Origin of the sequence: Nocardia sp. NPDC060249 (assembly GCF_042728755.1) — a bacterium.
GTDB lineage: Bacteria > Actinomycetota > Actinomycetes > Mycobacteriales > Mycobacteriaceae > Nocardia.
Genome location: NZ_JBHXAQ010000003.1, coordinates 122,158 through 147,757, shown reverse-complemented (window position 1 = coordinate 147,757; position 25,600 = coordinate 122,158). Strand labels below are relative to the sequence as shown.

The window sequence follows — 25,600 nt, the reverse complement described above, 5'->3', positions numbered from 1 at the left end:
GTCCCTTCTACCTCGAGGAGAGCTCCTCGAGCGGCCCTGAATGGCCTGTTCCAGCATAAGTCAGCCAAGGCTAACCTACGTCGGTTTGCGGTGGTCAATCGATGCGCTGAGCCGCAGCCCGGCGGAGACGGGTTCGGCGGGTTAGACTGCGCCGAATTTCGGCCGTTATGGGATGGGATGCGTGCGTGGAGACGTCTAGAGACTGGAGCGTCGAGTGGTTCGAGAGTCTGAAATGGCTCGGGATCGCCTTCCTCATCACCGCGGTGGCATTCGTGGTCGTCGCCGCACTGTTGCTCAGGCTGACGAAATGGGGTCGCCAGTTCTGGTCCGTCAGCGGTGACTACTTCCGTGGCGCGGGAGCGTGGCGCACCTGGCTGTTCATCGCTGCCCTGCTGCTGATGGCCCTGCTGACGGTGCGATTGAGCGTGCTGCTCAGCTACTGGGGCAACGACATGTTCGCCTCGTTCCAGCTTGCCGCGTCCGCGTTGAAATCCGGCGACGACGCGTCGCTCTCGGAAGCCAAATCCGGGTTCTGGGACTCGGCCAAGCTGTTCACCCTGTTGATCACCATCTGGACGGTCAAAGAGCTGGTGTATCTGTACGCCAAACTGGCCTTCGATATTCGCTGGCGGGTGTGGTTGACCGATCGTGTCACCACGGACTGGATGGCAGGCAGCGCCTTCTATCGCGCTCGGTTCATCGACAGCACGATCGACAACCCTGATCAGCGAATCCAGGCCGACACCATCACGTTCACCGAGCAATCCCGCACGCTCGCGCTCGGCGCGGTGACGGCCATTGTCTCTGTCGTGTCGTTCACCAAGGTCCTGTGGGATCTGTCGGGTCCGATGACCATCCTCGGCGTCACGATTCCGCGGGCAGCGCTGGTCATCGTGCTCGCCTATGTCCTGGTGTCGACCGTGATCGCCTTCTGGATCGGTCACCCACTGATCCGGATCAACTTCCTGCGAGAGCGTACGACCGCCGACTTCCGCTACGCGCTCGTCCGGGTGCGTGACGCGGCGGAAAGCGTCGCGTTCTATCGAGGTGAGAACGTCGAACGGGCAGGCTTGCTCAGCCGGTTCGCCGAAGTGATCCGGGTCCAGTGGGCCTATGTCTACCGGATGCTCAAGTTCGTCGGCTGGAACTTCGTCGTCACCCAGTCCGCCTACCTGTTCCCCTATCTCATCCAGGCGCCACGCTTCTTCAGTGGTGCGATAACCCTGGGCGGGATGAACCAGACGGCGACGGCATTCCGGGAAATCCAGGACTCGCTGTCCTTCTTCCGTGATTCCTACGACGACTTCGCCGAGTACCGAGCCTCCCTCATCCGTCTCGACGGCCTGCTGATCGCCAGCGGCGAATCCCGGAACCTGCCCAAGCTCGCCGCCGTCGATCTGGACGATGCCGTGCGCCTCGACAAGGTCGATGTCCGCAAGCCCGACGGTGAAGTGCTCATCGACGACCTCACCCTGCGGCTCGTCCCCAGTGACGCGTTGGTCATCAAGGGTGCCTCCGGTAGCGGGAAGACCACGTTGCTGCGCGCGCTCGCGCAGATGTGGCCCTACAGCGACGGCGAGATCGGTCGTCCGGCCGGCACGTCGACGTTGTTCCTGTCCCAGCTTCCTTATCTCCCGCTCGGCGACCTGCGGACCGCGGTCGAGTACCCGGCCGAGTCCAACGACTTCACCGACGACGCGATTCGCGAGGTTCTCACCAAGGTCCACCTGGGCCACCTCGTCGACCGCCTCGACGAAGACGCCGACTGGGCGAAGATTCTGTCCCCGGGCGAGCAGCAGCGCCTGGCCTTCGCGCGCATCCTGTTGACGCGCCCCAAGGTGGTCTTCCTCGACGAGGCGACCTCCGCCGTCGACGAGGGTCTGGAGTACTCCCTCTACAACCTGCTGCGCACCGAGGTGCCGGACACCGTCGTCGTCTCGGTGGCCCACCGCAGCACCGTCGACCAGCACCACACCCAAATGCTCACCCTCGACGGTGACGGTGCCTGGCAACTCGGACCGGTATCGCTCCAGAAGTAAGAAGTAAGAAATCGGCCGGCTTCCCACTCGGGCAGCCGGCCGATCTCGTTGGACCAGCTACTACCCTTCCGACCCCTGGTTTGGGTCGACCAGCGGGTTCACCTACACTAGAACGGTTGCCTGCGGGAGCTGTGCCCCCGCAATCCGGCAGTGAACCCCCAGTGGAAGGTATTTCCGCTGGCAGGCGCGCGTCCGGAGGGTGACTGACCATGTGCGTCGGGTCGGCAATCCGGCGTACGTATACATCCAGGTCCAGGAGGTGCTGAAGTGATTCAGCAGGAGTCGCGACTGCGCGTCGCCGACAACACCGGGGCGAAGGAAATCCTTTGCATCCGCGTGCTCGGTGGCTCGTCGCGTCGCTATGCCGGTATCGGTGACATCATCGTCGCCACCGTGAAGGACGCCATCCCCGGCGCCAACGTGAAGAAGGGCGACGTCGTCAAGGCTGTCGTCGTTCGCACGACCAAGGAGCGTCGTCGTCCGGACGGTTCCTACATCAAGTTCGACGAGAACGCTGCCGTGCTGATCAAGCCGGACAACGACCCTCGTGGCACCCGCATCTTCGGCCCGGTCGGCCGCGAGCTGCGTGACAAGCGCTTCATGAAGATCGTTTCGCTGGCCCCGGAGGTGCTCTGACTATGAAGGTGCACAAGGGTGACACCGTGCTCGTCATCTCGGGCAAGGACAAGGGCGCCAAGGGCAAGGTCATTCAGGCTTTCCCGGCGACCGGCAAGGTTCTCGTCGAAGGCGTGAACCGCATCAAGAAGCACGTCGCGGATTCCGCGAACCAGCGTGGCGCGTCCTCGGGTGGCATCGTCACCCAGGAAGCCCCCATCCAGGTTTCCAACGTGATGGTCGTCGACTCCGACGGTAACCCGACTCGCGTCGGCTACCGCACCGACGAAGAGTCCGGCAAGCGCGTCCGGATCTCCCGTAAAAACGGGAAGGACATCTGACATGACCACCTCTGAGCAGACTCAGCCCCGGCTGAAGGCGCGCTACCGCGCCGAGATCAAGGACGCGCTGAACGGCGAGTTCGAATACGCCAACGTGATGCAGATCCCCGGCGTCGTCAAGGTCGTCGTGAACATGGGTGTCGGCGACGCCGCCCGTGACGCGAAGCTGATCAACGGTGCCGTCAAGGACCTCGAGCTGATCACCGGCCAGAAGCCCGAAATCCGTAAGGCCACCAAGTCGATCGCGCAGTTCAAGCTGCGTGAGGGCATGCCGATCGGCGCGAAGGTCACCCTTCGTGGCGACCGTATGTGGGAGTTCCTGGACCGTCTCGTGTCCATCGCGCTGCCCCGTATCCGCGACTTCCGCGGCCTGTCGCCGAAGCAGTTCGACGGCAACGGCAACTACACGTTCGGCCTCAGCGAGCAGTCGATGTTCCACGAGATCGACGTGGATTCCATCGACCGCCCGCGCGGTATGGACATCACCGTGGTCACCACCGCGACCAACAACGAAGAAGGCCGCGCGCTGCTGAAGCACCTCGGCTTCCCGTTCAAGGAGAACTGAGCACATGGCTAAGAAAGCACTGCGCATCAAGGCGGAGGCCAAGCCTAAGTTCGCCGTCCGCGCCTACACCCGCTGCCAGCGTTGCGGTCGCCCGCACGCGGTCTACCGCAAGTTCGGCCTGTGCCGTATCTGCGTCCGCGAAATGGCGCACCGCGGTGAGCTCCCGGGCGTGCACAAGAGCTCCTGGTGAGCTTGCGCTCCTCGTGAGCGCACCTGCCGCCTAGGCGAATAACGAAGCAAGGCACGGACTCTCAACCGAGAGTCCGTGCCTTCGCGCGTTAAGAAGCCCCATTTCTCACGACGAACGTCTCGCGGTGATGGTGCGGCTACTGAGTCCCGCATCTCCGAGAGTTGGGCGTTGTAGGTGCGTTGAAGGATTGGATCAGACCAGACAACCCCGGTCGGGTGGATTCGATCTAGCGAAACCACCCCTGGTTGCGGCGCTCGTTGAGTTCTATGAGCTCTTCCTCGCTGAGCTCATCTTCTGGAACATACTGCTGCGCAGTCATCCTTACCGGACTCGGTGTGGGCTGTTCGGAAGCGATTTCAATCGACTCGACCGCTGCGGATATGCGTGGGTCCGCCGTCAGTTCGTCGAGGCGTTCACGCACGTTACTTCGAGCCTTGTCCAAGGCATCGTGTGCGAGGGTCGTGATGAGCTTGCCGAGTTCGACCCCGTACGGCGTGACGCTCTCATCGATGCGCACCGCTTCAAGCGTTCCATCCGCTCGGACATCGACCGCCACGCCGTATCGTGACTCGGTGAATCGATCCGTGAGTAGCGCACGACGCACGGCGTTCATCCGATCGGTGATCGGGTCAATATCACTGTTGCTCGGATACGACGGCAAGGCACACTCCCCATGTGGTCGGATGACCGTGCTAGCGTAGCAAAATCGCCGATGGGGGAGAGGATCGCGATGGCCGACAATCTATATGTAGAGCAAGCCGCACTTGAAGGAATGATCGGTGCGTTCAATGGCTCCCAGGGGGTCCTCAACACCTTGTCGACCGAGGGCTTCATTGCTGCGATCGAGCCCGCGCTGCCGGGTTCCGGCCTGGGTGCTGCTTTTATGAGGGCCGGTGTTCGCGCGAGGCTCAGTGTACGAGGAGTTGCCGTGCAGCTCAAAGAGATCAACGATGCCGCGACCGCGAGCATCGCTGCTTACAACGCACAACAAGCAGAGCAATCGAAGGCGCAGGCCGAGTTGGCCGAGGCCGGTCCGATGGATGGGCCCAGATGAGTTCGCTACCTCCGACGAAGTCGGAGATTCGTCAGTGGAACTTCGATTCGCTGACTGAGCAAGGTAATGAGTGGGCCCGCGGCGCGGAGGCGGTTACGACCGAACACAGCGCCATCAATCAGCAGCTCGCCGACTCTCCTGGATTTTGGCGTGGTGACGCCGGGGATGCTATGCGCGTCAAGGGTGAGGAAGCCAAGACCTCGCTGTCCAAGGTGGTAACGGCCTTTGACAATGCTCAGCCAGCCGTCGTCCAGATCGTCCAGGTCCTTGGTTTCGCGAAGTTGTCGGCTGTGAATGCCATCAAGGCTGCCGAGGATGAGCGATACACCGTCGCGGAAGACGGGACAGTCAGCTATTCCAACGATGTTGTCTCGTGGCTGGCTGCGGAGGAGGGGAAATCGCTGGAGGTGGCGAAGGCTGCCCTTGACCAAGGGCAGCGTCAGCACGAAGACGCGATCAAGAAGTCGCTGAGGGAGGCCGGCGATGCTGCGACGTCCGCTGGCGATGCGATAATCAAGGTTTTTGCCGATGTTCCCATTCCTCTTGGTGCGGACCTCGAGATGATTCTCTACACGTACCAGGTCAACCCTGATCAACAGAAAATGACAAAATGGCCTAGCGAAGACTTTATCAAATGGGCAAACCGGTTCAATCCTGGCTCAGACATCGCACAGAAGGACGTGACTGTCAGCGAGGCGGAGATGTTGAACAATTTGAGCCTCATGGACCAGTACAAGTTCTACCGGATCAGTGAGGACGCCAGCGACACCGCAGAGAGCCTGTTTCCGGACAAGAAGGTGGAGGACCAGTACGACGGGAATTTCCAGGATAACCACGCCGACGCTTTCCGGCACGCATATTGGAACGCAATGCTAACCGAGGAGTTCGGCGCGGAGTGGACCGAGGAGTACACATCCAAGCATGAGGGCCGAGAAGATAACCGTATGAGTCGTGAGGCTATGGATCTGTACAACAATGAACTCGGCCGAAGAATTGCGACTGAGAATCCGGGCCTCAGTTCTGTTGGATTGCAGAACAAGATCATTGAATCGTGGAACCATGGTGATGGGGTCGTGATCGATCAGAACGGCAACCTCGCCAGGCCGAAGGGAACCACTCTCGGGTACGAACCACCTACCGAGTTGATTGATCAGCAGCAGTCACTGCCAGGCTCCCTGATTCCGGACAACAAGCCGTCTCCCAAATGACCTGGACCGCGTGTGTCGAACCGCATAGGAGTATCGGTGCGTACTAGGAAACGGATGAGGGGCCTGCTGCTGGCCTTCGTGGCGACTGCAGCCTTCGCCCCGGCCGCCGGGTGTGGTTCCGCATCGGACGGTGAACAAATCACCGTTCAGGACGAGAACCCTGCATTGACGACGGCTTTCGCTCGACTTTTGGACGAAAGGAGAAGCGCCCGGCTGGGCGATATCGTCGCAGCATCCGGTGCCCACATCGGTCCGTGGGATCGTATGTACAGCTTCAGCTCCCCCAATACGAGTGACAAACTCAATCGAATCCTGGGAACAGATGAAGCAAAGTGGAACGGGTTGCATACCCACTCCGAATCTACAACACAGGTCTTCATGCACGATGGCAAAGTTGTCCTTGCCTACGACGACAGGGAACGGGGACCGATTGTCAAGCGGCTGACCTATGCCACACCGGACTCGATCGTGAGTCCGAAGTCGGCTGTAACTAAAGGCATCGGCGGCGACCAGACTATCTGGTACCTGGAGGTACAGGGATTCTCGTGAGCGAGCACTCCCTGAAGGGCCGGCTATTCCATCGGCCTTCGACATCGGACGTCGGTGTAATCGGGCCGTCTGCCCCGGTTCGGCGCGGCCGCAGTTCAAGCTGCGTGAGGGCATGCCGATCGGCGCGAAGGTCACCCTTCGTGGCGACCGTATGTGGGAGTTCCTGGACCGTCTCGTGTCCATCGCGCTGCCCCGTATCCGCGACTTCCGCGGCCTGTCGCCGAAGCAGTTCGACGGCAACGGCAACTACACGTTCGGCCTCAGCGAGCAGTCGATGTTCCACGAGATCGACGTGGATTCCATCGACCGCCCGCGCGGTATGGACATCACCGTGGTCACCACCGCGACCAACAACGAAGAAGGCCGCGCGCTGCTGAAGCACCTCGGCTTCCCGTTCAAGGAGAACTGAGCACATGGCTAAGAAAGCACTGCGCATCAAGGCGGAGGCCAAGCCTAAGTTCGCCGTCCGCGCCTACACCCGCTGCCAGCGTTGCGGTCGCCCGCACGCGGTCTACCGCAAGTTCGGCCTGTGCCGTATCTGCGTCCGCGAAATGGCGCACCGCGGTGAGCTCCCGGGCGTGCACAAGAGCTCCTGGTGAGCTTGCGCTCCTCGTGAGCGCACCCGCCGCCTAGGCAAAATATCGACGAAGGCACGGACTTCCGACGGAAGTCCGTGCCTTCGTGCGTTCAGTTGTAGACGCGTAGGTGGGTCAGTACTGCGAGGACGCGGCGGTGGTCGTCGGGTTCTGGCTGGAGGCCGAGTTTGACGAAGATGCTGCGGACGTGGGTTTCGATGGTGCGTTCGCCGAGGAAGAGGGCGGCGCCGATCGCGCGGTTGGAGCGGCCTTCGGCCATGAGCCGCAGGACTTCTCGCTCGCGGGGGGAGAGCTCGTCGAGTGGGAGGGCGCCGTGGTGTGGCCGCGAGACCAAGCGGCAGACCAGGTCGGGATCGATCGCCGAACCGCCCGCGGCGACCCGCTGGAGGGCCGTCACGAATTCGTCGATATCGGAAACCCGGTCTTTGAGCAGGTAGCCGAGGCTGCGCGCGCCGCCCGAGAGCAGGTCGAGAACGCTCTCGGTTTCGATGTACTGCGACAGCAGCAGCACCGCCGTCTCGGGAAAGTCGCGACGGATGGCCACGGCGGCATCGATGCCCTCGGTGGTGCAGGTCGGTGGCATCCGAATGTCGACGACCGCGACATCGGGGCGGTGCGCGCGGACCAGGCTCAACAGTGCCGTGGCATCGCCCGCCTGCCCGGTCACTTCCATGCCCTCGTCCTCGAGCAATCGGGCGATTCCCTGCCGGAGCAGCGCCGAGTCGTCGGCGAGCACAACGCGCAGGCGGGATCGATCGTGCTGGGGGACGTGTTCGGGGACTGTCGGAAGTTCCGCGGTGGCGTCGACCGCCGCGGTGAGCACCGCGCGCGTGTCCGCGGCGAATTCCCCGCAGTTCGGATACCGGTCGGCCGGATCCTTGGCCATCGCCCGCGCGATCACCGCGTCGAAGGCCTTCGGCAGCGACGGCAGCTGGGCGCTCGGTAGCGGCACCGGTGCGTTCAGATGGCCGTTCATGATGGCCGCCGGGCTCGGCCCCGGATAGGGCGGACAGCCGGTGAGCAGGTGGAACAGGGTGCAGCCCAGGGAATATTGGTCGGCTCGATGGTCGAGGGTTCGCCCTTCGAGCTGTTCGGGTGCCGCGTAACGCAGCGTGGCGACCATCATTCCGGCGGCGGTGAGGTGCACGTTGTCATCGAGCGCCTTCGCGATGCCGAAATCGGTCAGCAGTACTCGTTCGGCCTCGCCGGGCTGGGTAGCTTCGGCCAGCAGGATGTTCGCCGGGTTGACATCGCGGTGGTACACACCCGCCCGATGCGCGTAGTCGAGACCGGCCGCGACCTGTTCGATGATGTGCACGGCGCGTTCCGGCGCCACCGGCCCCTCGCGCACCAGGTGGGCCGCATCGGTTCCCGGCACCAGCTGCATCGCGATCCACAGGCGATCGCCCTCGCGGCCACGGTCGTAGACCGCGACGATGGCGGGGTGGTCGAGCCGAGCGCCGTGATCGGCTTCGAATTCGAACCGGGTGCGGACGTACTCGTCACCGGTGAGGAAGGGATGAAGCACCTTGAGTGCCACGGTGCGTGGCAGCGTCGGGTGCTGGGCGGCGTAGACGGTGCCCATGCCGCCCGCGCCGAGCGTTCGCTCGATGGTGTAGCCCGCGAACACTGTTCCTGGTTCCAGGTCGAACCCGCTCATGCGGCACCTCCTGGTCTCCGCGAGTGTTCCTCGAGCACCCGCCGCGTGTGCGCCGCCGGCGACGATGACCGAGGGGCGGTCACGACGTGTCCTGCGTGCGCAGTGGAAGGGTGGCGGTGAGGACCGTGCCGGCGCCGGGCGGGCTGTCCACCCGCAGGTCGCCACCGAGTGCCGCGGCCCGATCACCCAAGCCACTGAGTCCGCCGCCGGGACTGACATGGGCGCCGCCGCGGCCGTCGTCGGCGATCACGAGCTGCACGGCCTCGTCGACGATGCCTGCCTCGATATCGACATGCGTACCGCCGGAATACTTCGCCGCGTTGGTGACGGCCTCGGCGGCGATGAAGTACGCGGCCAGCTCCACGCCTGCCGGTGGCCTCGGCGTCAGCGCGCCGTGGATCCGTACGGCGATCGGGGCGCGTTCGGCGAGCGCGGTGAGCGCGGCCGTCAGACCGCGTTCGGCGAGGATCGGTGGGAACACGCCGCGGGCCAGCTCGCGGAGCTCGCTGAGCGCGGTGTCCAGTTCGGCGGCGCCCAGCGTCACCAGATCGCCACGGGTCTCGGTGTCCGCGGCGCGCTGGGCCCGGCGCAACAGCAGCGCCGCGGCGACCAGACGTTGCTGTGCGCCGTCGTGCAGATCGCGTTCGACTCGGCGGCGCTCGGCATCGCCCGCCGCCACGATGCGTTCGCGGGAGCGGCGCACCTCGGCGAGCTGAGCGGCCAGATCGTTGCGCAGGCGCTCGTGGCCGAGGGCGAGCTCGGTCGCACCGCGCACGGCGGCCAGCAGCTCGGGTTCGGTTTGCAGCTGTTTGTCGTAGACAAGGGCGGCCGCCGCGGCGCCGTCCAGTTCGAGGATCGTCGCCCTCCGGTGATCGGTGCCGGGCGGTAGTTTCCGGAGCGTGCCGTCGCAGTCGACGTAGCCGCCCTGGTCGGCATGGAAGCTCCACAGCTCGAGCGTGGGGTCGTGCAGTGCCCGGCGCAGTGCCTCCACGAAGCCCGCGTTGATCGGGGTGGCCCCGATCTCGACCATCGCGTCGCCGACCGCCGCGCGCGCCATGCGATAGCGCACCTGTCCGTACGCGATGGCCATGGGCAGCAGCACAATCGGGATATAGCGCAGGTCGAGCGTCCAGCTGTGCAGGGAACCCGGGGACAGGACCGCGGTCGACAAGATCCACAGGATGATCAGCCCGGCGATCGTGGCGAAGACCAGAACCGGTGCGAACCCGGAGCGATAGGCCGCGGTCCCCGACCGCCAGCGCACGATCACGACCGTGATGAGCACGACGCCGATCAGGAACGCGAGCGCGCCGACGGTGAGCTGGATTCGATCGGCCAGGACCGGATCGTGGCGGATGAGCAACAGATTCACCGAGGTCGACCGGTGCGGCGCGGGTACCTGCCTCGGATCGAAGAACATCCACTCGGCCCACACTCCGAACACGGCCAGCGCCCAGCACGCCCGCACACACCAGCGTTCCCACGAGCGGTTCAGGCGTCCTGACGGGAAGCCGAGCAGCACCGGAATCATCACCGGCAGATAGATATTCGTCAGGACCGCGCCCGCGGTGAACAACACCGGGTCGCTCGACCGGCGGACACCGCAGGCCAGCCACACCAAGCCGGCGACCACGAAAAGGGGTCCGGCCAGGTCGTGCGGCCGGTTCGTCCAGGTGAACAGTCCCGATGCGACGAACGAGGCCCCGGCCAGCAGGAACAGCATGAGCTCGACCCGCCCGAACACCGGCGAATGCTGCGCCGCCGAGAACGCCTCGCGTGGTCCGAGCAGCAGGATCCGGGCCGGGTCGTAGAGCGCGGCCTCCGACCAGTCCACCGACAGCACCACAGCGACGCTCAGCGCGGCGGCACATGCCGTCACCCCACCGATGAGCGCGATCGTACGAGGTGTCATCGAACAGCCTCCAACTACCGACCTATTTCAGGATCCTCTGCTGGAAACCGGTGCACAACCACCCGCGCGATCCGTGTGGTGAGTTGTCACGAGGTTGGATGAAATGTTTGCGTTTCACTGCCGGCGTGGCTGCTGATGTGTTCTCTTGGCGCATGAAGAAGTTCGCCACAGTCGCTGTTCTCTCCGTCGCGCTCCTCGGGGCGCCTGCTGTCGCATCCGCCGCCCCCAGCGCCGGTTCCGGGTCCGGGGGTGGGTCGGGGTCGTCGGAGACGGAGTTGATCTGTTCGCCGATCGCGCAGTTGTTGTTCGCCACCGGAAGTGTGGAGAAGCCGCCGCTCTACGACCTGCTCTGCCTGCTCAGCTGAACGGAGAGCGGTCGATTCCGCAGCTGACGCCGGCGGGCGGTAGTTGACCGGTGAACAGGTAGTCGCGTTTGAGGTGTTCGGCGCAGGTGCTCTGGACGTACATGGAGCTGTGGCCCGCGCCTTCGATCACGACTACCTGGGCCCGGTTCAGTTGGGCCGCACCGGCTTTGGCGCCACGCAGTGGGGTGGCGGGATCGTATCGGCTGTTGAGGACGAGGATCGGGGCGGCGGTTTCGCGGTTCCATGGACCGGTGTAGCGGTCTCGGTCCTCGGCCTGCCAGAAGGCGCAGGGGGTGGCGTTGAAGACGGCGATCCGGCCGAAGTAGCGCGACTGGAGATCTTCGGCGGCGGCCACCCGGCTGTAGACAGCGGGGTCGGTGGGGACGGTGCTGTCGGAGCACTGGATGGTGTAGAAGGCCTCGACGCGGTTGGCGGGGTGGTTCTCCGCGAAGAGGGCGTCGGGGACTCTGGCGGGCAGGACGGTTGCCGCGTCGAAGAGGTTCTGGAGCAGGATCGCCAGATCGGGGTAGGTGTCGGGGCGGGAGAGGCTGCCCGCGGCGCTCACGATCTGGGAGAAGGTCCACGGCGTGCCCGCGACCGTGATGGGCGCGAGGCGGGCGCGTTCGGCGAGTGCGATCCACTTGAGTTTCGGGTCGCCCGCGGCGAACGCGCAGTGTGGACCCGCGGCGGAGCAGTCGCGCAGGAAGGTGTCGAAGGTTTCGGCGATGCCGGCGGCGACGCCCTGGCGGGTGTCGAGCGGCAGATTCACGCCGTCGGCGCCGTGGCCGTTCACATTGCCCTCGAAGTCGAGGGAACCGTCGAACGCCATCGCGCGGACCCGGCCGGGGAACATGTTGGCGTAGACCGCGCCGACCTGGGTGCCGTAGGAGATGCCGTGGTAGGTCAGAGCCTCGTCGCCGACCGCGCGGCGCAGCAGGTCGAGGTCGCGGGCGGTGTTGGCGGTGGAGGCGTGGCGCAGGATCGGCCCCGCGTGCTGGGCGCAGCGGGTCGCGATATCGGCCGAAGCGGCGAAGAACGCGGGCTCGTCGCCCGGATCGGTCGGTGTGCCGGGGAAGGAACCGAGGTAGGCAGCCTGCTCGTCGGCGCTCGGGAAACATTGCGTGCCCGCGCTGCGCGAGACCGCGCGCGGATCCCAGGAGACCAGGTCGAAGCGGGCGCGCAGCTCGTCGGAGAACAGCCACGGCCAGCGGGCCCGCTCGCGCAAGCGGTCGACGCCGGAGGGGCCGGGTCCACCGAAGTTGACGAACAGGGTGCCGATGCGGCGTGCGGGATCGGAGGCCGGCAACTTGATGACAGCCAGGTCGATCTGCGTGGCCCGCGGGCTGTTGTAGTCCATCGGCACTTGGGCCAGCGCGCATTCGAACCCGTCCGCGCAGGACTCCCATGCCAGTGCCGGGGTGGCGGCACCCTCGGCGAGCTGGTCGACGTAGGGGTCGGCCCAAGCACGCGCGGGCGTGACGAGCGCGCCGATCCCGAGCAGTACGGCGAGCAGATAAGCCGAGCTCCGGCGGCGTGCACAGTGGGAAGACAACAGCCGAGCCTCCTGCGCGGATCCGACGAACCTCGCGAAGCTACCACATTCGTGAGCAGCGCTTACTAACGCAAAGTGGTTGGTATCGAACACAATTCGATCGATGGGCTCGGACCGGACGGCATCGCGTGGCGGCATCGTCGCAGGTCGCCGCCTTCTTCGTGCGTCGGTGGAAGCGGTCGTCCACGGAATTGTCTTCGGATTTTCACGGTTACCGCGGCATTACCGGCTCCTCATATTCCTGTGTCTTTCCCGAGAATGTGATCTCCAGGCTGGTCGATAATTTATTTCGTGGCTACTGTCGGGGTCGTTGCATGACAATGCGGCGTGCAGATGGGCGTCAGTGTCGATCCCTTGCCGAGTGAATGCAGAGGATGTGAGTTCGTGACCCTGACCACAGAAAACAAGCCACGTGACGTGGCCCACCGGGTGTCTCTTCGGGGAATTCCCGCCGGCGCCATGCCGATGGTCGCGTTTCTTTCTATTTTGGCCGGATTTATCGGAGCGGCCGCTTATACGCATTCCGCCGGCTATTTCGTGACATTCATGACCGGTAATACCGAGCGCGCCGTTCTCGGCTGGTTCGACAATGACCAGATACTGGCCACCGGGGCGATCACGCTGCTTTTCTCGTTCGGCCTCGGGGTGTTCGTCGCCTCGCTGCTGCGACGGCGGCTGTGGCGGCGCGGTCACTACGGTGCGTCCGTGGTGACCACCGTGGCGCTGGCCGTGGCCGCGGTGGTCGACTTCGCCCTCGACCGCACCGGCGGCCAGGAGGTGGGGTTCATCCCGATCGCGTTCGTCGCGTTCGCGGTGGGCGCGCTCAACACCGCGTTCGTCAAGAACGGCGAGACCAGCGTTCCGCTCAGCTATGCCACCGGAACGGTCGTGAAACTGAGCCAGGGCATCGAAAGTCATGTCAGCGGGGGTAGTGCGCGCGATTGGCTCGGCTACGGCATGCAGTACGCGGCGTTCGCCGTCGGCGCCCTGCTCGGCGGCTTGATGAGCACGGTGGTGGGTGGTGAGATGATGCTGATCGTCGCCGCCGTTGTCTCGGCCGCGGCGATCCTGATCACCTACAAGACGGGTGGGAGGGCGGCCCACACCGCCGCGTGACGGAGATCGCCCCGGTCGGTCGCCCCCCGGGTTTGGTCCTGACCACGGCGTTGCCTACACTAGAGCGGTTGCCTGGGCAGATCTGTGTCCGCTGCGCGCTTCGGCGCGGGTGGGACCGTGCCAGGCGCCGAGAGCTCGCAAGAGAACTCATCCGGTCGGTAAGTGCCGACCGGACCAGCCGAATTGTTGTAGGCCCACGGTCGACCGCGCGAGAGTGCGGGAGATGTTGCATGGGAACCGCAGCGAGAAAGGTGTCGAGGTCTAACCATGACCATGACTGATCCGATCGCAGACTTCTTGACGCGTCTGCGCAACGCCAACTCGGCGTACCACGATCAGGTGAAGGCGCCCCACTCGAAGATCAAGGTGAACATCGCCGAGATCCTCAAGCGTGAGGGCTACATCGCCGATTACCGCACCGAAGACGCGACCGTTGGCAAGGCCATCGTCGTCGATCTGAAGTACGGCCCCAGCCGTGAGCGCAGCCTGCAGGGCCTGCGTCGCGTCTCGAAGCCGGGTCTGCGTGTGTACGCGAAGTCCACCAACCTGCCCAAGGTCCTCGGCGGCCTCGGCGTGGCGATCATTTCCACGTCGACCGGTCTGCTCACCGACCGTCAGGCGGCCAAGCAGGGCGTCGGGGGCGAAGTCCTCGCCTACGTCTGGTAAGGGAGGTCAGGACTAATGTCGCGTATTGGTAAGAAGCCCATCGAGATTCCGGCCGGCGTCGACGTCAACATCGACGGCCAGGTTGTCACGGTCAAGGGGCCCAAGGGCACCCTGTCGCACACCGTGGCCGAGCCCATCATCGTCACCAAGGGTGAAGGTAATGAGCTCGAGGTTGCTCGTCCCAACGACGAGCGCGCGAACCGTTCGCTGCACGGCCTTTCCCGCACCCTGATCGCCAACATGATCGAGGGTGTCACCAAGGGCTACGAGAAGAAGATGGAAATCTTCGGCGTCGGTTACCGCGTTCAGGCCAAGGGTTCGAACCTCGAGTTCGCCCTCGGTTACAGCCACCCGGTGCCGATCGAGGCCCCGGCAGGCATCACCTTCGCGGTGGAATCGCCCACCAAGTTCTCGGTGTCCGGAATCGACAAGCAGAAGGTCGGTCAGATCTCCGCTGTCATCCACGGACTGCGTAAGCCCGACCCGTACAAGGGCAAGGGCATCCGCTACGCCGGCGAGGTCGTTCGCCGCAAGGTCGGAAAGACGGGTAAGTGATCATGGCGCAAACTGCTAACCAGAAGGCGAAGCGGATTCCGCTGGGCAAGGACGCTTCCACGAAGCGTCGCCTGTCGAAGACCCGCCGTCACTTCCGTCTTCGTAAGAAGGTCGAAGGCACCACCGAGCGTCCGCGCCTGGTGGTCAACCGCTCCTCGCGGCACCTGCACGCGCAGCTGATCGACGACTCGGTGGGCAAGACCATTGCCGCCGCTTCCTCGATCGAGGCCGACGTGCGCGCCCTCGAGGGCGACAAGTCCGCCAAGGGCGCGAAGGTCGGTCAGCTGATCGCCGAGCGTGCCAAGGCTGCCGGTATCGAGGCGGTCGTGTTCGACCGTGGTGGTCACGACTACCACGGCCGTATCGCGGCGCTGGCCGATGCCGCTCGTGAAGGTGGGCTGAAGTTCTGATGACTGTTATTTCGAACGGAAGGAACGTCTGATGCCGGGACGTCAGCGGCGTGACGGCGGCAACGGACCCGCCGGACAGAACAACAACACCAACAGCAACGCCGGAGGCCCCGAGGGCAACCGTCGTGGCGGTGGCGATCGTCGCGGTGGCGGCGACCGTCGTGACAACGCGGCCGAGAAGAACCAGCTCGAGCGCGTCGTCGCGATCAACCGTGTCTCCAAGGTCGTGAAGGGTGGTCGTCGCTTCAGCTTCACCGCCCTCGTGATCGTCGGTGACGGCAACGGTCTGGTCGGCGTCGGCTACGGCAAGGCCAAGGAAGTTCCCGCGGCCATCCAGAAGGGTGTCGAGGAGGCTCGCAAGAGCTTCTTCCGCGTCCCGATGATCGGCTCGACCATCACCCACCCGGTTCAGGGTGAGGCGGCGGCCGGTGTGGTCATGCTGCGTCCGGCTTCGCCCGGTACCGGTGTGATCGCGGGCGGCGCGGCTCGCGCCGTGCTCGAGTGCGCGGGCATTCACGACATTCTGGCCAAGTCGCTCGGTAGCGACAATGCGATCAACGTCGTTCACGCGACGGTTGCCGCGCTCAAGATGCTCCAGCGTCCCGAAGAGGTTGCCGCGCGTCGCGGTCTGCCGATCGAGGATGTCGCTCCGGCGGGCATGCTGCGTGCGCGTGCAGGACAGGGAGCCTGACATGGCTGATCTCAAGGTGACTCAGATCAAGAGCACGATCGGTGCCAAGTCGAACCAGCGCGACAGCCTGCGGACGCTTGGTCTGCGGAAGATCCGCCAGTCGGTGGTTCGTGAGGACAACGCTCAGAACCGCGGTCTGATCAACGTCGTGCGCCACCTCGTAACAGTTGAGGAGGTCTAGACATGACCATCAAATTGCACCACCTGCGTCCCGCCCCTGGCTCCAAGACCGAGAAGACCCGTGTGGGTCGCGGTGAGGGTTCCAAGGGTAAGACCGCCGGTCGCGGTACCAAGGGCACCAAGGCACGCAAGAACGTCCCCGCGGCGTTCGAGGGTGGCCAGATGCCGCTGCACATGCGTCTGCCGAAGCTTCGCGGCTTCACCAACCGCTTCCGGGTCGAGTACCAGGTCGTCAACGTTGGCCGCATCGCCGAGCTGTTCCCGCAGGGCGGCGTCATCGGTAAGGCCGAGCTCGTCGAGGCCGGCGCCGTTCGTAAGAACGAGCTGGTCAAGGTTCTCGGCGACGGCGAGATCGGCGTCGCCATCCAGGTGACCGCCGACAAGGTGACCGGCTCCGCCAAGGAGAAGATCACCGCAGCCGGTGGCACTGTCACCGAACTGGCCTGACGGTACTGTAGTCAGCAGCTGACACCGGACGAGTCGCGAGCTCGTCCGGTGTCACTGTTAGAGTTCCAAGTGTTGTCTGCCAAGCTCGTCATCGGCTGACGATTCCACATGCTGTCCAGTGGTTCAGTCGCATGGCATGACCATGTCGTTCGCCAGGAGGATTTGTGCTTTCCGCCTTCGTATCGGCCTTCCGGACTCCGGACTTACGGCGGAAGATTCTCTTCACGCTGGGGTTGATCGCGCTGTACCGGTTGGGTGCCGCGCTGCCGTCCCCCGGTGTCGACTACCAGAACGTCCAGGAATGCGTGAAGCTGGTCTCCGGCGGTGAATCCGCCGGTATCTACCAGCTCATCAACCTTTTCTCCGGTGGCGCGCTCCTGCAGCTGTCCGTGTTCGCGATCGGCATCATGCCGTACATCACCGCGAGCATCATCATCCAGCTGCTGACCGTCGTCATCCCGCGGTTCGAGGAACTGCGCAAGGAGGGCCAATCCGGCCAGACCAAGATGACGCAGTACACGAGGTACCTGTCGGTCGCGTTGGCGATTCTGCAGGCCACCGGTCTCGTCGCGCTGGCCGCTCGCGGTCAGCTACTGCAGGGCTGCAACGAGCCGATCCTCGCCGACACCAGCATTTTCGGCATGATCATCATCGTGCTGGTGATGACCGCCGGTGCGTCGCTGGTCATGTGGTTCGGCGAGCAGATCACCGAGCGCGGTGTCGGCAACGGCATGTCGCTGCTCATCTTCGCCGGTATCGCCGCGCGAATTCCGCTCGACGGCAAGGCAATCCTCGACACCCGAGGTGGCCTGGTCTTCGGTCTGGTGTGTGTCGCGGTGCTGGCAATCATCGTGGCCGTGATCTTCGTCGAGCAGGGACAGCGCCGGATTCCGGTGCAGTACGCCAAGCGTGTGGTGGGTCGCAAGATGTACGGCGGCTCCTCCACCTATCTGCCGTTGAAAGTCAATCAGGCCGGTGTCATCCCGGTGATCTTCGCGTCCTCGCTGCTGTATCTGCCCAACCTGGTTGCGCAGCTCACCTCGTCGAGCACCACGACGGATCCGAGTTGGTGGCAGGAGATCATCCAGAAGTATCTGGTCGACCCGACCAATCCGGTCTACATCGCCATCTACTTCGGCTTGATCGTGTTCTTCACCTACTTCTACGTCGCGATCACCTTCAACCCGGAGGAACGTGCCGACGAGATGAAGAAGTTCGGTGGCTTCATTCCGGGCTATCGTCCGGGTAAGCCGACTGCCGACTACCTGAATTATGTTCTGAGCCGCATCACCCTGCCCGGCTCGATCTACCTCGGCGCGGTCACCGTCCTCCCGAGCTTGTTCCTCGGCGCGGGCAGCACGGGCCAGTCGGCGAACATGGCCTTCGGCGGTGCCGCGGTGCTCATCATGGTCAGTGTTGGTCTCGACACGGTCAAGCAGATCGAGAGCCAGCTGATGAATCGAAATTACGAAGGGTTCCTCAAGTGAGAGTTGTTCTGCTCGGTCCGCCGGGTGCCGGCAAAGGTACTCAGGCCGTCCTGCTGTCGGAGAAGCTGGGCGTTCCGCACATCTCCACCGGAGACCTCTTCCGCGCGAACATCAGCCAGCAGACCGCCCTCGGTCGCGAGGCACAGAAGTACATGGACGCGGGCGACCTGGTTCCCAGCGACGTCACCAACCGCATGGTCGAGGCGCGCGTCGGCGAACCCGACGCCGCGAACGGTTTCGTGCTCGACGGTTACCCGCGCACGGTCGATCAGGCCGACGCGCTGAAGAAGATCCTCGAGCACAACGGCACCACGCTCGACGCCGTGCTGTGCTTCGTGGTCGCCGAGGACACCGTGGTCGAGCGGATGCTCGCCCGTGGGCGTGCCGACGACACCGAGGACGTCATCCGCAACCGGCTGCGGGTCTACCGCGAGGAGACCGAGCCGCTGCTCGAGCACTACGACGGTCTGGTCGTGACCGTCGACGGCATCGGCGAGGTCGATGAGGTCAACGCCCGGGCGCTCGCGGCGCTCGGTCAGTAATCAGCGGATCGGAGTACTGAGGCCGGATGGTCTTCAACCGTAAGAAGAAGGTCGTGCCGTTCCGCTCGGCGGGCGAGCTGGATGCCATGCAGGCAGCCGGCGCGATCGTCGGTGCGACGCTGGTCGCCGTTCGCGCGGCGGCCAAGCCCGGCGTCTCGACGCTGGAGCTCGACGAGGTCGCCGAGGCCACGATCCGCGACGCGGGCGCTGTCCCGTCGTTCAAGGGCTATCACGGGTTCCCCGGCTCGATCTGTTCTTCGGTCAATGATCGTGTGGTCCACGGGATCCCCTCGGCGAGTGACATTCTCGCCGAGGGCGATCTCGTGTCCATCGACTGCGGCGCCATCCTCGACGGCTGGCACGGCGACTCGGCATGGACCTTCGGCATCGGCACCATCATCGAGGCCGATCAGTTGCTGAGCGAGGCGACCAGGCTCTCGATGGAGACCGGCATCGCGGCGATGCTGCCGGGCAACCGGCTGACCGACGTCTCGCACGCCATCGAGCTGGGGACGCGAGCGGCCGAGCAGGCGCACGGTCGCCAGTACGGCATCGTCGACGGTTACGGTGGCCACGCCATCGGGCGCGAGATGCACATGGATCCGTTCCTGCCCAACGAAGGCGCGCCCGGTAAGGGCCCGCGCCTGGTGGTCGGGTCGGTGCTGGCGATCGAGCCGATGCTCACGCTCGGTACCACCGAGACCAAGACTCTCGATGACGACTGGACCGTGGTCACCACCGACGGGACCCGCGCGGCGCATTGGGAGCACAGCGTCGCTGTCACCGAGGACGGGCCGCGCATCCTCACGCTGCGCCCCGAGTAGTTCACCGACGACTTTTTCGGTGAAGTAATCGTTCTAATCTGTCTAGCCGCCTCGGCCCTGCTCGGCGGCCGGACGCGCGCTATACGGGATCGGGCAACCCGATCCCCACCGAATTCCTCGGCATGCTGCCCTACATCGTCACCCTGGTCGTGGTCGCCGGATTAATCGGAAAGGCGGTCGCGCCCGCGGCCGACGGCATCCCGTACCGGCCGGGCGACGAGTAGTCAGCCTTCGAGCAGAACGGTGACCGGGCCGTCGTTGGTGAGTTCGATCCGCATGTGGGCGCCGAATTCGCCGGTGGCGACGGTGGCGCCCAGTTCGCGCAGTGTGTCGGCGAAGGTGTCGACGAGGGGTTCGGCGAGGGAGCCGGGCGCCGCGGCGTTCCAGGAGGGGCGGCGGCCCTTGGCGGTGTTGGCGTAGAGGGTGAACTGGCTGACCACCAGGATGGGGGCGTCCAGGTCGGCGGCGGAGCGTTCACCGTCGAGGATGCGCAGGCGATATGCCTTGTCGGCCAGGGCTTTCGCGTTGGCCGCGGTGTCGGTGTGGGTAGCGCCGACGAGAGCGAGCAGGCCATGGGGGACACCGGTCGCCGCCGGATCGATGCGTCCCACGACCTGATCGTCGACGCTCACCTGGGCGCTGGTCACACGTTGCAGCAGTACTCGCACAGCTCCGATCATGCCGGGTGACCGCGCTGTGCGACATTCCGGGGGCGACCTATTCATTCCAGCGGTGTGCAGTATTCAGAATGACAATTGTAATTCCTTGTGGTGCAGAAATTTACGTTCTCGCGCCGGTGGGATAGTTTGACATTTATGACGGAAGATCAAGTGCAGCAACGTAAGAATCTGTTCATGGGGGGTATTGCCGCACTGGGGGGCGTCGGCCTGTTCATTGTCTTGTTCTCGGTGTTCGGCGTGGAGCCGAGCGGTCTCACCGGTGCGATCACCACGGGTCTGCTGGTCGCGGCGGCGGGCTGTTTCGGTAGCGCGGCCAGGATCAAGCGGGACGCGAGACGCGACTCCTGACCGACGAAGCCGCTGCCTCCCGGTGGGGAGACAGCGGCTTCGCTGTGCCGATTCAGTCCTTGCCGAAGAAGAGGATATTCGGGCCGTAGTCGGTGAGCGGGGCCTTCTCCGCGGACTGGCGGATGCCCGCGCCGGGGAGCTCGGTGACCTTGGCGAACATTTCGGCGTTGCCGAAGGCGGCTCTGACCTGGGTTTCGGAGGCGTAGTCGGCGCCGTAGTCGGCCAGGGTCGCGAAATCCAGGGGGGCCAACGGGGCATCGAGGGGTGCCTGACCCGCGGGCCTGCCGAGGGCGGCGTACTGGGTGGCGACGCCGTTGTCGTACAGGCACAGTTCGTAGGAGATCTTCTCGATGGTGGCGACGGTGAGGACCGGCCATTTCATCGAGAGGGCCACGGCGAGTGGGTGTTTACCGAGTGCGCCGATCTCCCAGTTGAGGCTTTTCACCGAAATCCAGCTGCCCGAGGACTTTTCGACGAGCACCACATCGGCGCCCAGTTCGATCTCAAGGTTGGTCTTGGGTTCTTTGACGCCCCAGTGCTTGTCGTGCACCCCCGCGAAGCGGCCCGCGTCGACCGGGTTCGCGCCGTCCTGGGCGTATGCGGCGACGATCGCGGCGCGTACCTGATCGAGCGCGTCCGGCGCCGAGCACCGGACGGCGATCGCGCCGTAGGTCGCCGAGATCTCCACCGGCCGCGACGGCGGCTCCGGCATCGCCCCTGCCGCAAGGGGCTTGAGGCCGACCAGAGCCAGTCGCCAGTTGATCTCGTCGATCGTGGCCAGGTCGCCACCCGACTGGTACAGGATCTGCTGCTGCGTGAGCCGTCCCGCGCGTTCGAGGGTCGGTGCGCCCAGTTTCACCAGCGCCTGCGTGGTCTTGACCGTGAGATCGAGTTCCTCGACCCGGGTTTCACGCAGTTTCGCCGTGCTCGCGGTGGTGGTCACCTCGGAGTACAACGTGCGGTAGGTCGCGATGGCCTGCTTGCGCGAGCGCCCCACCATCAGGGTGCGCAGCAGGGTGCTCAGACTCGCCAGGTACTTGCCCGGTTGCTCGGAAGCGCGCGCGTACATCGCGGCCCGAATCCGGACCGCCGACTCGCTGGCCGCCACCGCCGCGTCGTGGTCGAGCCGCATCAACCACACGCCGCACTTGGACAACCCGTCGGCGCACATGGCCGAGACATCCGGGTAGTCCTGCGCGACCTGCCGATACGCCGAGCAGGCGCTGCGAATGGTGTTGGTCGCGAGCTGCCGATGCCCGACCAGCCGCGTCGCCTGCTCGAACAACCGCAACGCGTCCTGCAACGCGCCCGCGTATTCGTATGAGACGTAGCCCCCGACCAGCCAGTGCAGCCGGATCGCCACCGCTTCCTGCGCGGGCTCCAGCGCCTCGGCCGTGCGGTCGCGGCCCGACGGATCGTCCCTGGTCGTGAGCAGACCCTGCGCGAGCTCGGTCAGCGATCCGGCCAAGCGCAGGTAGTCGTCGGCGTGCTGGCTGCGGGTGTTGGCGCGATTGGCTGCCACGCGCCGTTCGAGGCCGCTCAGATCGGTCATGAGCAGTTCCGTCGCGACGTCAAGCTGGGCACCCATCGTTCGTTCGTTCATGGCCGTCCGGCGGCCGCTAGCGCTTTGATCGAGTCTGTCACAGATCGGTGTCGGCTGCCGGATCGTTGGCCGGAACCGGCTGTTCATTCAGCATCGGTGCCGGTGTTTCCTTGCTGCTGTGCATATTTCGCATTGCTCACTAGAATGCGATGCGATCGAGTCGGCTGCGAGGGTCGGCGGTGGGGTGCTTCGAGGAGCGGTTAGCGTGGGCGATTCTCCCTGGTCAGGACTGGCCAGTAAGGCAAAAGTCAAGGTCGAGACGGGAGCCGCGCTCGAGGCGGCCAAGGCGTGCAGTACGGCGATCGAAGTGTTCAAGGGTTGCCAGAATCTGTTCCGCGACCACGACCTCAACAACTACGACGAGTCCAAGCTGGGCGGCAGCCAAGTCGATGCGGGACCGCCGCTGCGGACCAAGTTCATCTCCGAGGCCACCCAGGCCAAGGACCTGCTGGGGCGCTATATCGACTCGCTCGAAGACCTGGTCTCGATGTTCAAGGCCGCGGGTGAGTCCTACACCGACACCGACAAGGGCTCCGGCGACAACATCGCCGCGCTCAAGGGCGATCTGAAGAATGTGAACTCCTCGCCGGGTGCCAAGGATATGAAGGGCGAGGTCTCCCAGGCCGGTGGTTACACGCCGGCTCACTGGGAAGTCGATGTCAAGGTGCGGCAGGGCACCGGCATGGAAATCAAGATGGAGAAGCACAACTACGACATCGAGACCGCGAACGTGCCCAAGCACGCGGGCACCGCGACGGCGGAATCGGTCGGTGTGCGGATACCCGTCCGCGCCGCGGACAACATGTCCTGGCGTGACATGTACGACCTCGGTCAGCGGCTGTCCTGGCAGGAGGTGGCCAACGACGCTCCGATCTGGGAGGCGATGGCACATGCCGTGCACGGCGCCGCCTACAACCTCGAGCAGAAGCTCGGTGAGATCACCCGCGACCGGTGGGAGAGCCAGGGCGGTGACGCCGCGTTCGCCGCGATCTCCACGTTCGGCAAGTCGGCGATGACCGCGAGTGACTCCTTCACGATGATGCAGCAGAACCTCGAGTACACCGCGAACTGGTTGTACGCGACCAAGGTGTGTATGCCGATCGACAAAGAAGACAAGTGTGACGACGATCTGCAGGAGAACCGCGATCGGTACAAGCGCCACTACGTCGACGGTGTCGGGCAGACCGAGAAGCTCTTCCCTGCGGCCGCGGAGCCCGCGGCGCCGAAGGGGCCGGTGAAGCCGCCGGAGAACAACAACAACAACAATAACAATAACAATAACAATAACAATAACAATAACAATAACAATAACAATAACAATAACAATAACAATAACAATAACAACAGTAATAACAATACCGGCGGCAACAACAATTCCGGTGGCAGCGGAAACTCCGGCGGCAGCGGCAATTCCGGGGGTGGGAGTCAACAGCAGGCGACGTCGCCGGCCGCCGTGGCTGCCCAGCAAGCGGCGCAGCAAGCTGCCCAGCAGGCGGCCGCGGCGCTGCAGCAGAACGGCACCAACGGTTCGCAGCAAGGCGCGAACGGTCAGACGGCGGGTTCGATCGGATCCACCGGATCCACCGGATCATCGGCGGGGTCGAGCGGTTCGGGGTCCGGCGACATGGCCGGCATCCTGTCCTCGGTGATGTCGGCGGTGACGTCGGCGGTCTCCTCGCTCACCCAGGCACTGCCCTCGCTGGCCACCGCCCTGCAACAGGTGTCCGCGGACACCAGCGGTACCGGCGCCACGTCGGGTCTGCCCGATTTCACCCAGCTCGGCAACCTGTTCGGGCAGTTCCCCGACCTGACCGAACTGCTGTCCCAATCGCCCGAGATCAACCAGTTGATCGCGGACAACCCCGCCCTGTCACCGCTGGCGCAGTTGCTCGGCATCGACACCGTGACGACCGCCGTCGACGGAGCGGGCGTGCCGGAAGAGAGCACCGAAACGGCTGCGGACGAGGCCTTCCCGCGCGCCTCGCTGCCCGACTTCTCCAACCTCGCGAGCCTGGACGAGGTCGTCACCCCGCTCACCGGCCTGCTCGCCGAGTCGATGGCGACCGAAGCGCCGGCTCGCGTCGTCGAAGCGCCGGTCGAATCCGTGGAAGTCGGCAGCACCGACTCGCTCGCGCACGCGCGGCCGGAGGCGCGGGCGTGACACGCAAGTGGGAACTCACCGACATCGAATTCCGGGTGCTGTGGCAGCGATTCGTCGGCACCGATCTGCCGCGTCCGCTCACCTTCCAGACCAGGACCCGGCTGCACGAGGAGTACGAGGAGGAGAAGTACCAGGTCTGGCAACGCTTGCAGCACACGGTGGATCCGACGCTTCGTTCGGTCTTCGATGTGCTGGAGCGGCCGGAAGTGTATGTGCGGCTGCGTGGCTGGAACGATCGTGCGCGTGACGACGCAGACCAGTGGCTCAAGGCCAGGGCCGCACGGGCCGGTGCCAACGGCTACCTGGTCTACCAGCTTCCCGGTGAAACCCCTACCCACAGTGGTGGTTACACCGTGGTCGACATCGGCCCCCACGGCCTGGCCGACGCCATCGTCGACCTGATGCCGGCCGTCGGTGCCGGCACGGGCGGGATGATCCCGCTCGCCACCGACGCGAGCTCCGGCACCGGCGACGAGTACGGGCAGCGATCCTCGATGTTCTTCGAGGAAGCCGACACCTCGATCGTCGAGCGCAGCACCGAGTTCTTCAACCGTTGCGCCGATCGCACCGGAACCATCAACATCCTGCAGAATCAGTCCATGTTCGGCTCGCGCGGCATGCATCGCGACATCCTGGTGTGGCGCGATCTTCCCGACGACGGACGCTATGTCATCGAACTCCCCAGCGAGAATCCCATCGCCACCCCGATGTCGCGATCGGACCTGATCGAGAAGGTCAACACGTCCATCCAGCGGATGATGTCGCGTGTGGAATCACATTGGGAAGCAAGCGCATAGGGGCCGCGAAGTCCCCACCGTTCACAGGGGTTTCATCCCGGGTTCGTTCCGTCGTGCGAGGCTGTTGCGTACGCGAAAGAGTTGTGGTGTGCTCGAAGCCACCACTCGTGGAGGGATGAGGGCGATGGGCACCTTCGAGTACGACGCCGACGATTTCCGGACCGCGGCCGGAAAATCGCGCAACGTCAGCACGCAACTCACCGGCATCATCAACACGCTGAACAGCTCGCTCAACGGCCGCGGAAATGTCTGGGGCAACGACAAACTCGGCCAGAGCTTCAACGACGGCCCCGGCGGCAACGACGGCTACGACTCCTCGTGGACCAACACCAGCGACAACGTCAAGACGATGGCGAAGTCCATGGGCGAGTTCGCCGACGGACAGACCGAAAGCGCCGACTACATCGACAAGATGGAAAAGGGCAACCGCGACGGCTTGACGTAACC

Annotated in this window: 30 protein-coding genes and 1 pseudogene; 25 read left to right on the top strand and 6 right to left on the bottom strand. The window is 64.7% G+C overall.

Annotation, left to right across the window (positions count from 1 at the left end):
* The first annotated feature begins 167 nt into the window (after positions 1–167).
* The 5 genes from ACFWFP_RS14555 (at position 168) to ACFWFP_RS14535 (ending at position 3,750) form a co-directional block, all read left to right on the top strand.
* The gene (locus ACFWFP_RS14555) at positions 168–2,039 is read left to right on the top strand and encodes an ABC transporter ATP-binding protein/permease (RefSeq protein WP_379295234.1); all 1,872 of its coding nucleotides are present in this window, start codon (positions 168–170) and stop codon (positions 2,037–2,039) included.
* A gap of 267 nt (positions 2,040–2,306) precedes the next feature.
* Positions 2,307–2,675 carry a 50S ribosomal protein L14 gene (rplN, locus tag ACFWFP_RS14550; RefSeq protein ID WP_056818394.1) on the top strand — a complete coding sequence of 123 codons (369 nt, stop codon included), beginning with the start codon at positions 2,307–2,309 and terminating at the stop codon, positions 2,673–2,675.
* 2 nt (positions 2,676–2,677) lie between these two features.
* Positions 2,678–2,995 (top strand): 50S ribosomal protein L24, encoded by a 318-nt coding sequence (gene rplX / locus ACFWFP_RS14545; protein WP_056818391.1) that lies wholly within the window; start codon positions 2,678–2,680, stop codon positions 2,993–2,995.
* A gap of 1 nt (position 2,996) precedes the next feature.
* The gene (gene rplE / locus ACFWFP_RS14540; protein WP_056818389.1) at positions 2,997–3,560 is read left to right on the top strand and encodes a 50S ribosomal protein L5; all 564 of its coding nucleotides are present in this window, start codon (positions 2,997–2,999) and stop codon (positions 3,558–3,560) included.
* Positions 3,561–3,564: 4 nt separating this feature from the next.
* Positions 3,565–3,750, top strand: coding sequence for a type Z 30S ribosomal protein S14 (locus tag ACFWFP_RS14535; protein ID WP_056818387.1), 186 nt, complete (start codon positions 3,565–3,567; stop codon positions 3,748–3,750).
* 226 nt (positions 3,751–3,976) lie between these two features.
* Here ACFWFP_RS14535 and ACFWFP_RS14530 read toward each other — a convergent pair whose 3' ends face one another.
* Positions 3,977–4,411, bottom strand: coding sequence for a YbaB/EbfC family nucleoid-associated protein (locus tag ACFWFP_RS14530; RefSeq protein WP_379295233.1), 435 nt, complete (start codon positions 4,409–4,411; stop codon positions 3,977–3,979).
* Between the two features lie 69 nt (positions 4,412–4,480).
* Between ACFWFP_RS14530 and ACFWFP_RS14525 the strand changes: the two genes are divergently transcribed.
* The 5 genes and pseudogenes from ACFWFP_RS14525 to ACFWFP_RS14505 all read left to right on the top strand — a co-directional run bounded on the left by ACFWFP_RS14525 (position 4,481) and on the right by ACFWFP_RS14505 (position 7,160).
* Entirely contained in the window at positions 4,481–4,804 is a 324-nt protein-coding gene (locus ACFWFP_RS14525) for a hypothetical protein (RefSeq protein WP_379295232.1), read from the top strand.
* Positions 4,801–6,012, top strand: a complete 1,212-nt coding sequence (locus tag ACFWFP_RS14520; RefSeq protein ID WP_379295231.1) for a WXG100 family type VII secretion target — start codon at positions 4,801–4,803, stop codon at positions 6,010–6,012. Before ACFWFP_RS14525 ends, ACFWFP_RS14520 begins: the two co-directional genes overlap by 4 nt.
* 54 nt (positions 6,013–6,066) lie before the next feature.
* Positions 6,067–6,561, top strand: a complete 495-nt coding sequence (locus tag ACFWFP_RS14515; protein WP_379295230.1) for a hypothetical protein — start codon at positions 6,067–6,069, stop codon at positions 6,559–6,561.
* Between the two features lie 91 nt (positions 6,562–6,652).
* Positions 6,653–6,970, top strand: a pseudogene (gene rplE / locus ACFWFP_RS14510) (50S ribosomal protein L5); the annotation flags it as partial.
* Positions 6,971–6,974: 4 nt separating this feature from the next.
* A complete protein-coding gene (locus tag ACFWFP_RS14505) occupies positions 6,975–7,160 on the top strand; it encodes a type Z 30S ribosomal protein S14 (protein WP_056818387.1) in 186 nt (61 codons plus the stop codon).
* An 88-nt stretch (positions 7,161–7,248) separates the two neighbouring features.
* Here ACFWFP_RS14505 and ACFWFP_RS14500 read toward each other — a convergent pair whose 3' ends face one another.
* Entirely contained in the window at positions 7,249–8,817 is a 1,569-nt protein-coding gene (locus ACFWFP_RS14500; protein WP_379295229.1) for a protein kinase, read from the bottom strand.
* Positions 8,818–8,896: 79 nt separating this feature from the next.
* Positions 8,897–10,729 carry a sensor histidine kinase gene (locus ACFWFP_RS14495; RefSeq protein ID WP_379295228.1) on the bottom strand — a complete coding sequence of 611 codons (1,833 nt, stop codon included), beginning with the start codon at positions 10,727–10,729 and terminating at the stop codon, positions 8,897–8,899.
* Between the two features lie 125 nt (positions 10,730–10,854).
* Here ACFWFP_RS14495 and ACFWFP_RS14490 point away from each other — a divergent pair, with 125 nt between their 5' ends.
* A complete protein-coding gene (locus tag ACFWFP_RS14490) occupies positions 10,855–11,094 on the top strand; it encodes a hypothetical protein (protein WP_379295227.1) in 240 nt (79 codons plus the stop codon).
* On the opposite strand, the gene ACFWFP_RS14485 is transcribed toward ACFWFP_RS14490, so the two are convergent.
* Entirely contained in the window at positions 11,087–12,646 is a 1,560-nt protein-coding gene (locus ACFWFP_RS14485) for an alpha/beta hydrolase (protein ID WP_379295226.1), read from the bottom strand. The genes ACFWFP_RS14490 and ACFWFP_RS14485 overlap by 8 nt on opposite strands.
* Positions 12,647–13,105: 459 nt before the next feature.
* On the opposite strand from ACFWFP_RS14485, the gene ACFWFP_RS14480 reads away from it, so the two are divergent.
* The 10 genes from ACFWFP_RS14480 (at position 13,106) to map (ending at position 19,564) form a co-directional block, all read left to right on the top strand.
* A complete protein-coding gene (locus ACFWFP_RS14480; protein WP_379295979.1) occupies positions 13,106–13,762 on the top strand; it encodes a YoaK family protein in 657 nt (218 codons plus the stop codon).
* 267 nt (positions 13,763–14,029) lie between these two features.
* Complete coding sequence (gene rpsH / locus ACFWFP_RS14475) at positions 14,030–14,428, top strand: 30S ribosomal protein S8 (RefSeq protein ID WP_056818383.1); 399 nt, start codon at positions 14,030–14,032, stop codon at positions 14,426–14,428.
* Between the two features lie 15 nt (positions 14,429–14,443).
* Entirely contained in the window at positions 14,444–14,983 is a 540-nt protein-coding gene (rplF, locus tag ACFWFP_RS14470; protein WP_378632260.1) for a 50S ribosomal protein L6, read from the top strand.
* 2 nt (positions 14,984–14,985) lie between these two features.
* Positions 14,986–15,393 (top strand): 50S ribosomal protein L18, encoded by a 408-nt coding sequence (rplR, locus tag ACFWFP_RS14465; protein ID WP_067448254.1) that lies wholly within the window; start codon positions 14,986–14,988, stop codon positions 15,391–15,393.
* A gap of 31 nt (positions 15,394–15,424) precedes the next feature.
* Positions 15,425–16,084: a 30S ribosomal protein S5 gene (gene rpsE / locus ACFWFP_RS14460; RefSeq protein WP_378598341.1), complete on the top strand. Its 660-nt coding sequence runs from the start codon at positions 15,425–15,427 to the stop codon at positions 16,082–16,084.
* A 1-nt stretch (position 16,085) separates the two neighbouring features.
* Positions 16,086–16,265, top strand: coding sequence for a 50S ribosomal protein L30 (gene rpmD, locus ACFWFP_RS14455; RefSeq protein ID WP_056819257.1), 180 nt, complete (start codon positions 16,086–16,088; stop codon positions 16,263–16,265).
* A gap of 2 nt (positions 16,266–16,267) precedes the next feature.
* Complete coding sequence (gene rplO / locus ACFWFP_RS14450; protein ID WP_101464424.1) at positions 16,268–16,711, top strand: 50S ribosomal protein L15; 444 nt, start codon at positions 16,268–16,270, stop codon at positions 16,709–16,711.
* Between the two features lie 164 nt (positions 16,712–16,875).
* On the top strand, positions 16,876–18,198 hold the full coding sequence (gene secY, locus ACFWFP_RS14445) for a preprotein translocase subunit SecY (protein ID WP_101464423.1): 1,323 nt from the start codon (positions 16,876–16,878) through the stop codon (positions 18,196–18,198).
* Positions 18,195–18,740, top strand: a complete 546-nt coding sequence (locus tag ACFWFP_RS14440; RefSeq protein ID WP_379295225.1) for an adenylate kinase — start codon at positions 18,195–18,197, stop codon at positions 18,738–18,740. Before secY ends, ACFWFP_RS14440 begins: the two co-directional genes overlap by 4 nt.
* Before the next feature lie 26 nt (positions 18,741–18,766).
* A complete protein-coding gene (gene map / locus ACFWFP_RS14435; protein ID WP_379295224.1) occupies positions 18,767–19,564 on the top strand; it encodes a type I methionyl aminopeptidase in 798 nt (265 codons plus the stop codon).
* A gap of 224 nt (positions 19,565–19,788) precedes the next feature.
* Here map and dtd read toward each other — a convergent pair whose 3' ends face one another.
* Positions 19,789–20,232: a D-aminoacyl-tRNA deacylase gene (gene dtd / locus ACFWFP_RS14430; RefSeq protein WP_379295223.1), complete on the bottom strand. Its 444-nt coding sequence runs from the start codon at positions 20,230–20,232 to the stop codon at positions 19,789–19,791.
* Between the two features lie 147 nt (positions 20,233–20,379).
* Here dtd and ACFWFP_RS14425 point away from each other — a divergent pair, with 147 nt between their 5' ends.
* Positions 20,380–20,592, top strand: coding sequence for a hypothetical protein (locus tag ACFWFP_RS14425; protein ID WP_379295222.1), 213 nt, complete (start codon positions 20,380–20,382; stop codon positions 20,590–20,592).
* A gap of 52 nt (positions 20,593–20,644) precedes the next feature.
* Here the strand turns inward: ACFWFP_RS14425 and ACFWFP_RS14420 are convergent, their stop codons facing one another.
* Positions 20,645–22,180: a hypothetical protein gene (locus tag ACFWFP_RS14420; RefSeq protein ID WP_379295221.1), complete on the bottom strand. Its 1,536-nt coding sequence runs from the start codon at positions 22,178–22,180 to the stop codon at positions 20,645–20,647.
* Between the two features lie 220 nt (positions 22,181–22,400).
* On the opposite strand from ACFWFP_RS14420, the gene ACFWFP_RS14415 reads away from it, so the two are divergent.
* The 3 genes from ACFWFP_RS14415 to ACFWFP_RS14405 all read left to right on the top strand — a co-directional run bounded on the left by ACFWFP_RS14415 (position 22,401) and on the right by ACFWFP_RS14405 (position 25,598).
* Positions 22,401–24,356, top strand: coding sequence for a hypothetical protein (locus ACFWFP_RS14415; protein WP_379295220.1), 1,956 nt, complete (start codon positions 22,401–22,403; stop codon positions 24,354–24,356).
* A complete protein-coding gene (locus ACFWFP_RS14410) occupies positions 24,353–25,153 on the top strand; it encodes an ESX secretion-associated protein EspG (RefSeq protein WP_379295219.1) in 801 nt (266 codons plus the stop codon). Before ACFWFP_RS14415 ends, ACFWFP_RS14410 begins: the two co-directional genes overlap by 4 nt.
* A gap of 124 nt (positions 25,154–25,277) precedes the next feature.
* Positions 25,278–25,598 (top strand): WXG100 family type VII secretion target, encoded by a 321-nt coding sequence (locus ACFWFP_RS14405; RefSeq protein ID WP_301904962.1) that lies wholly within the window; start codon positions 25,278–25,280, stop codon positions 25,596–25,598.
* Positions 25,599–25,600 lie beyond the last annotated feature (2 nt).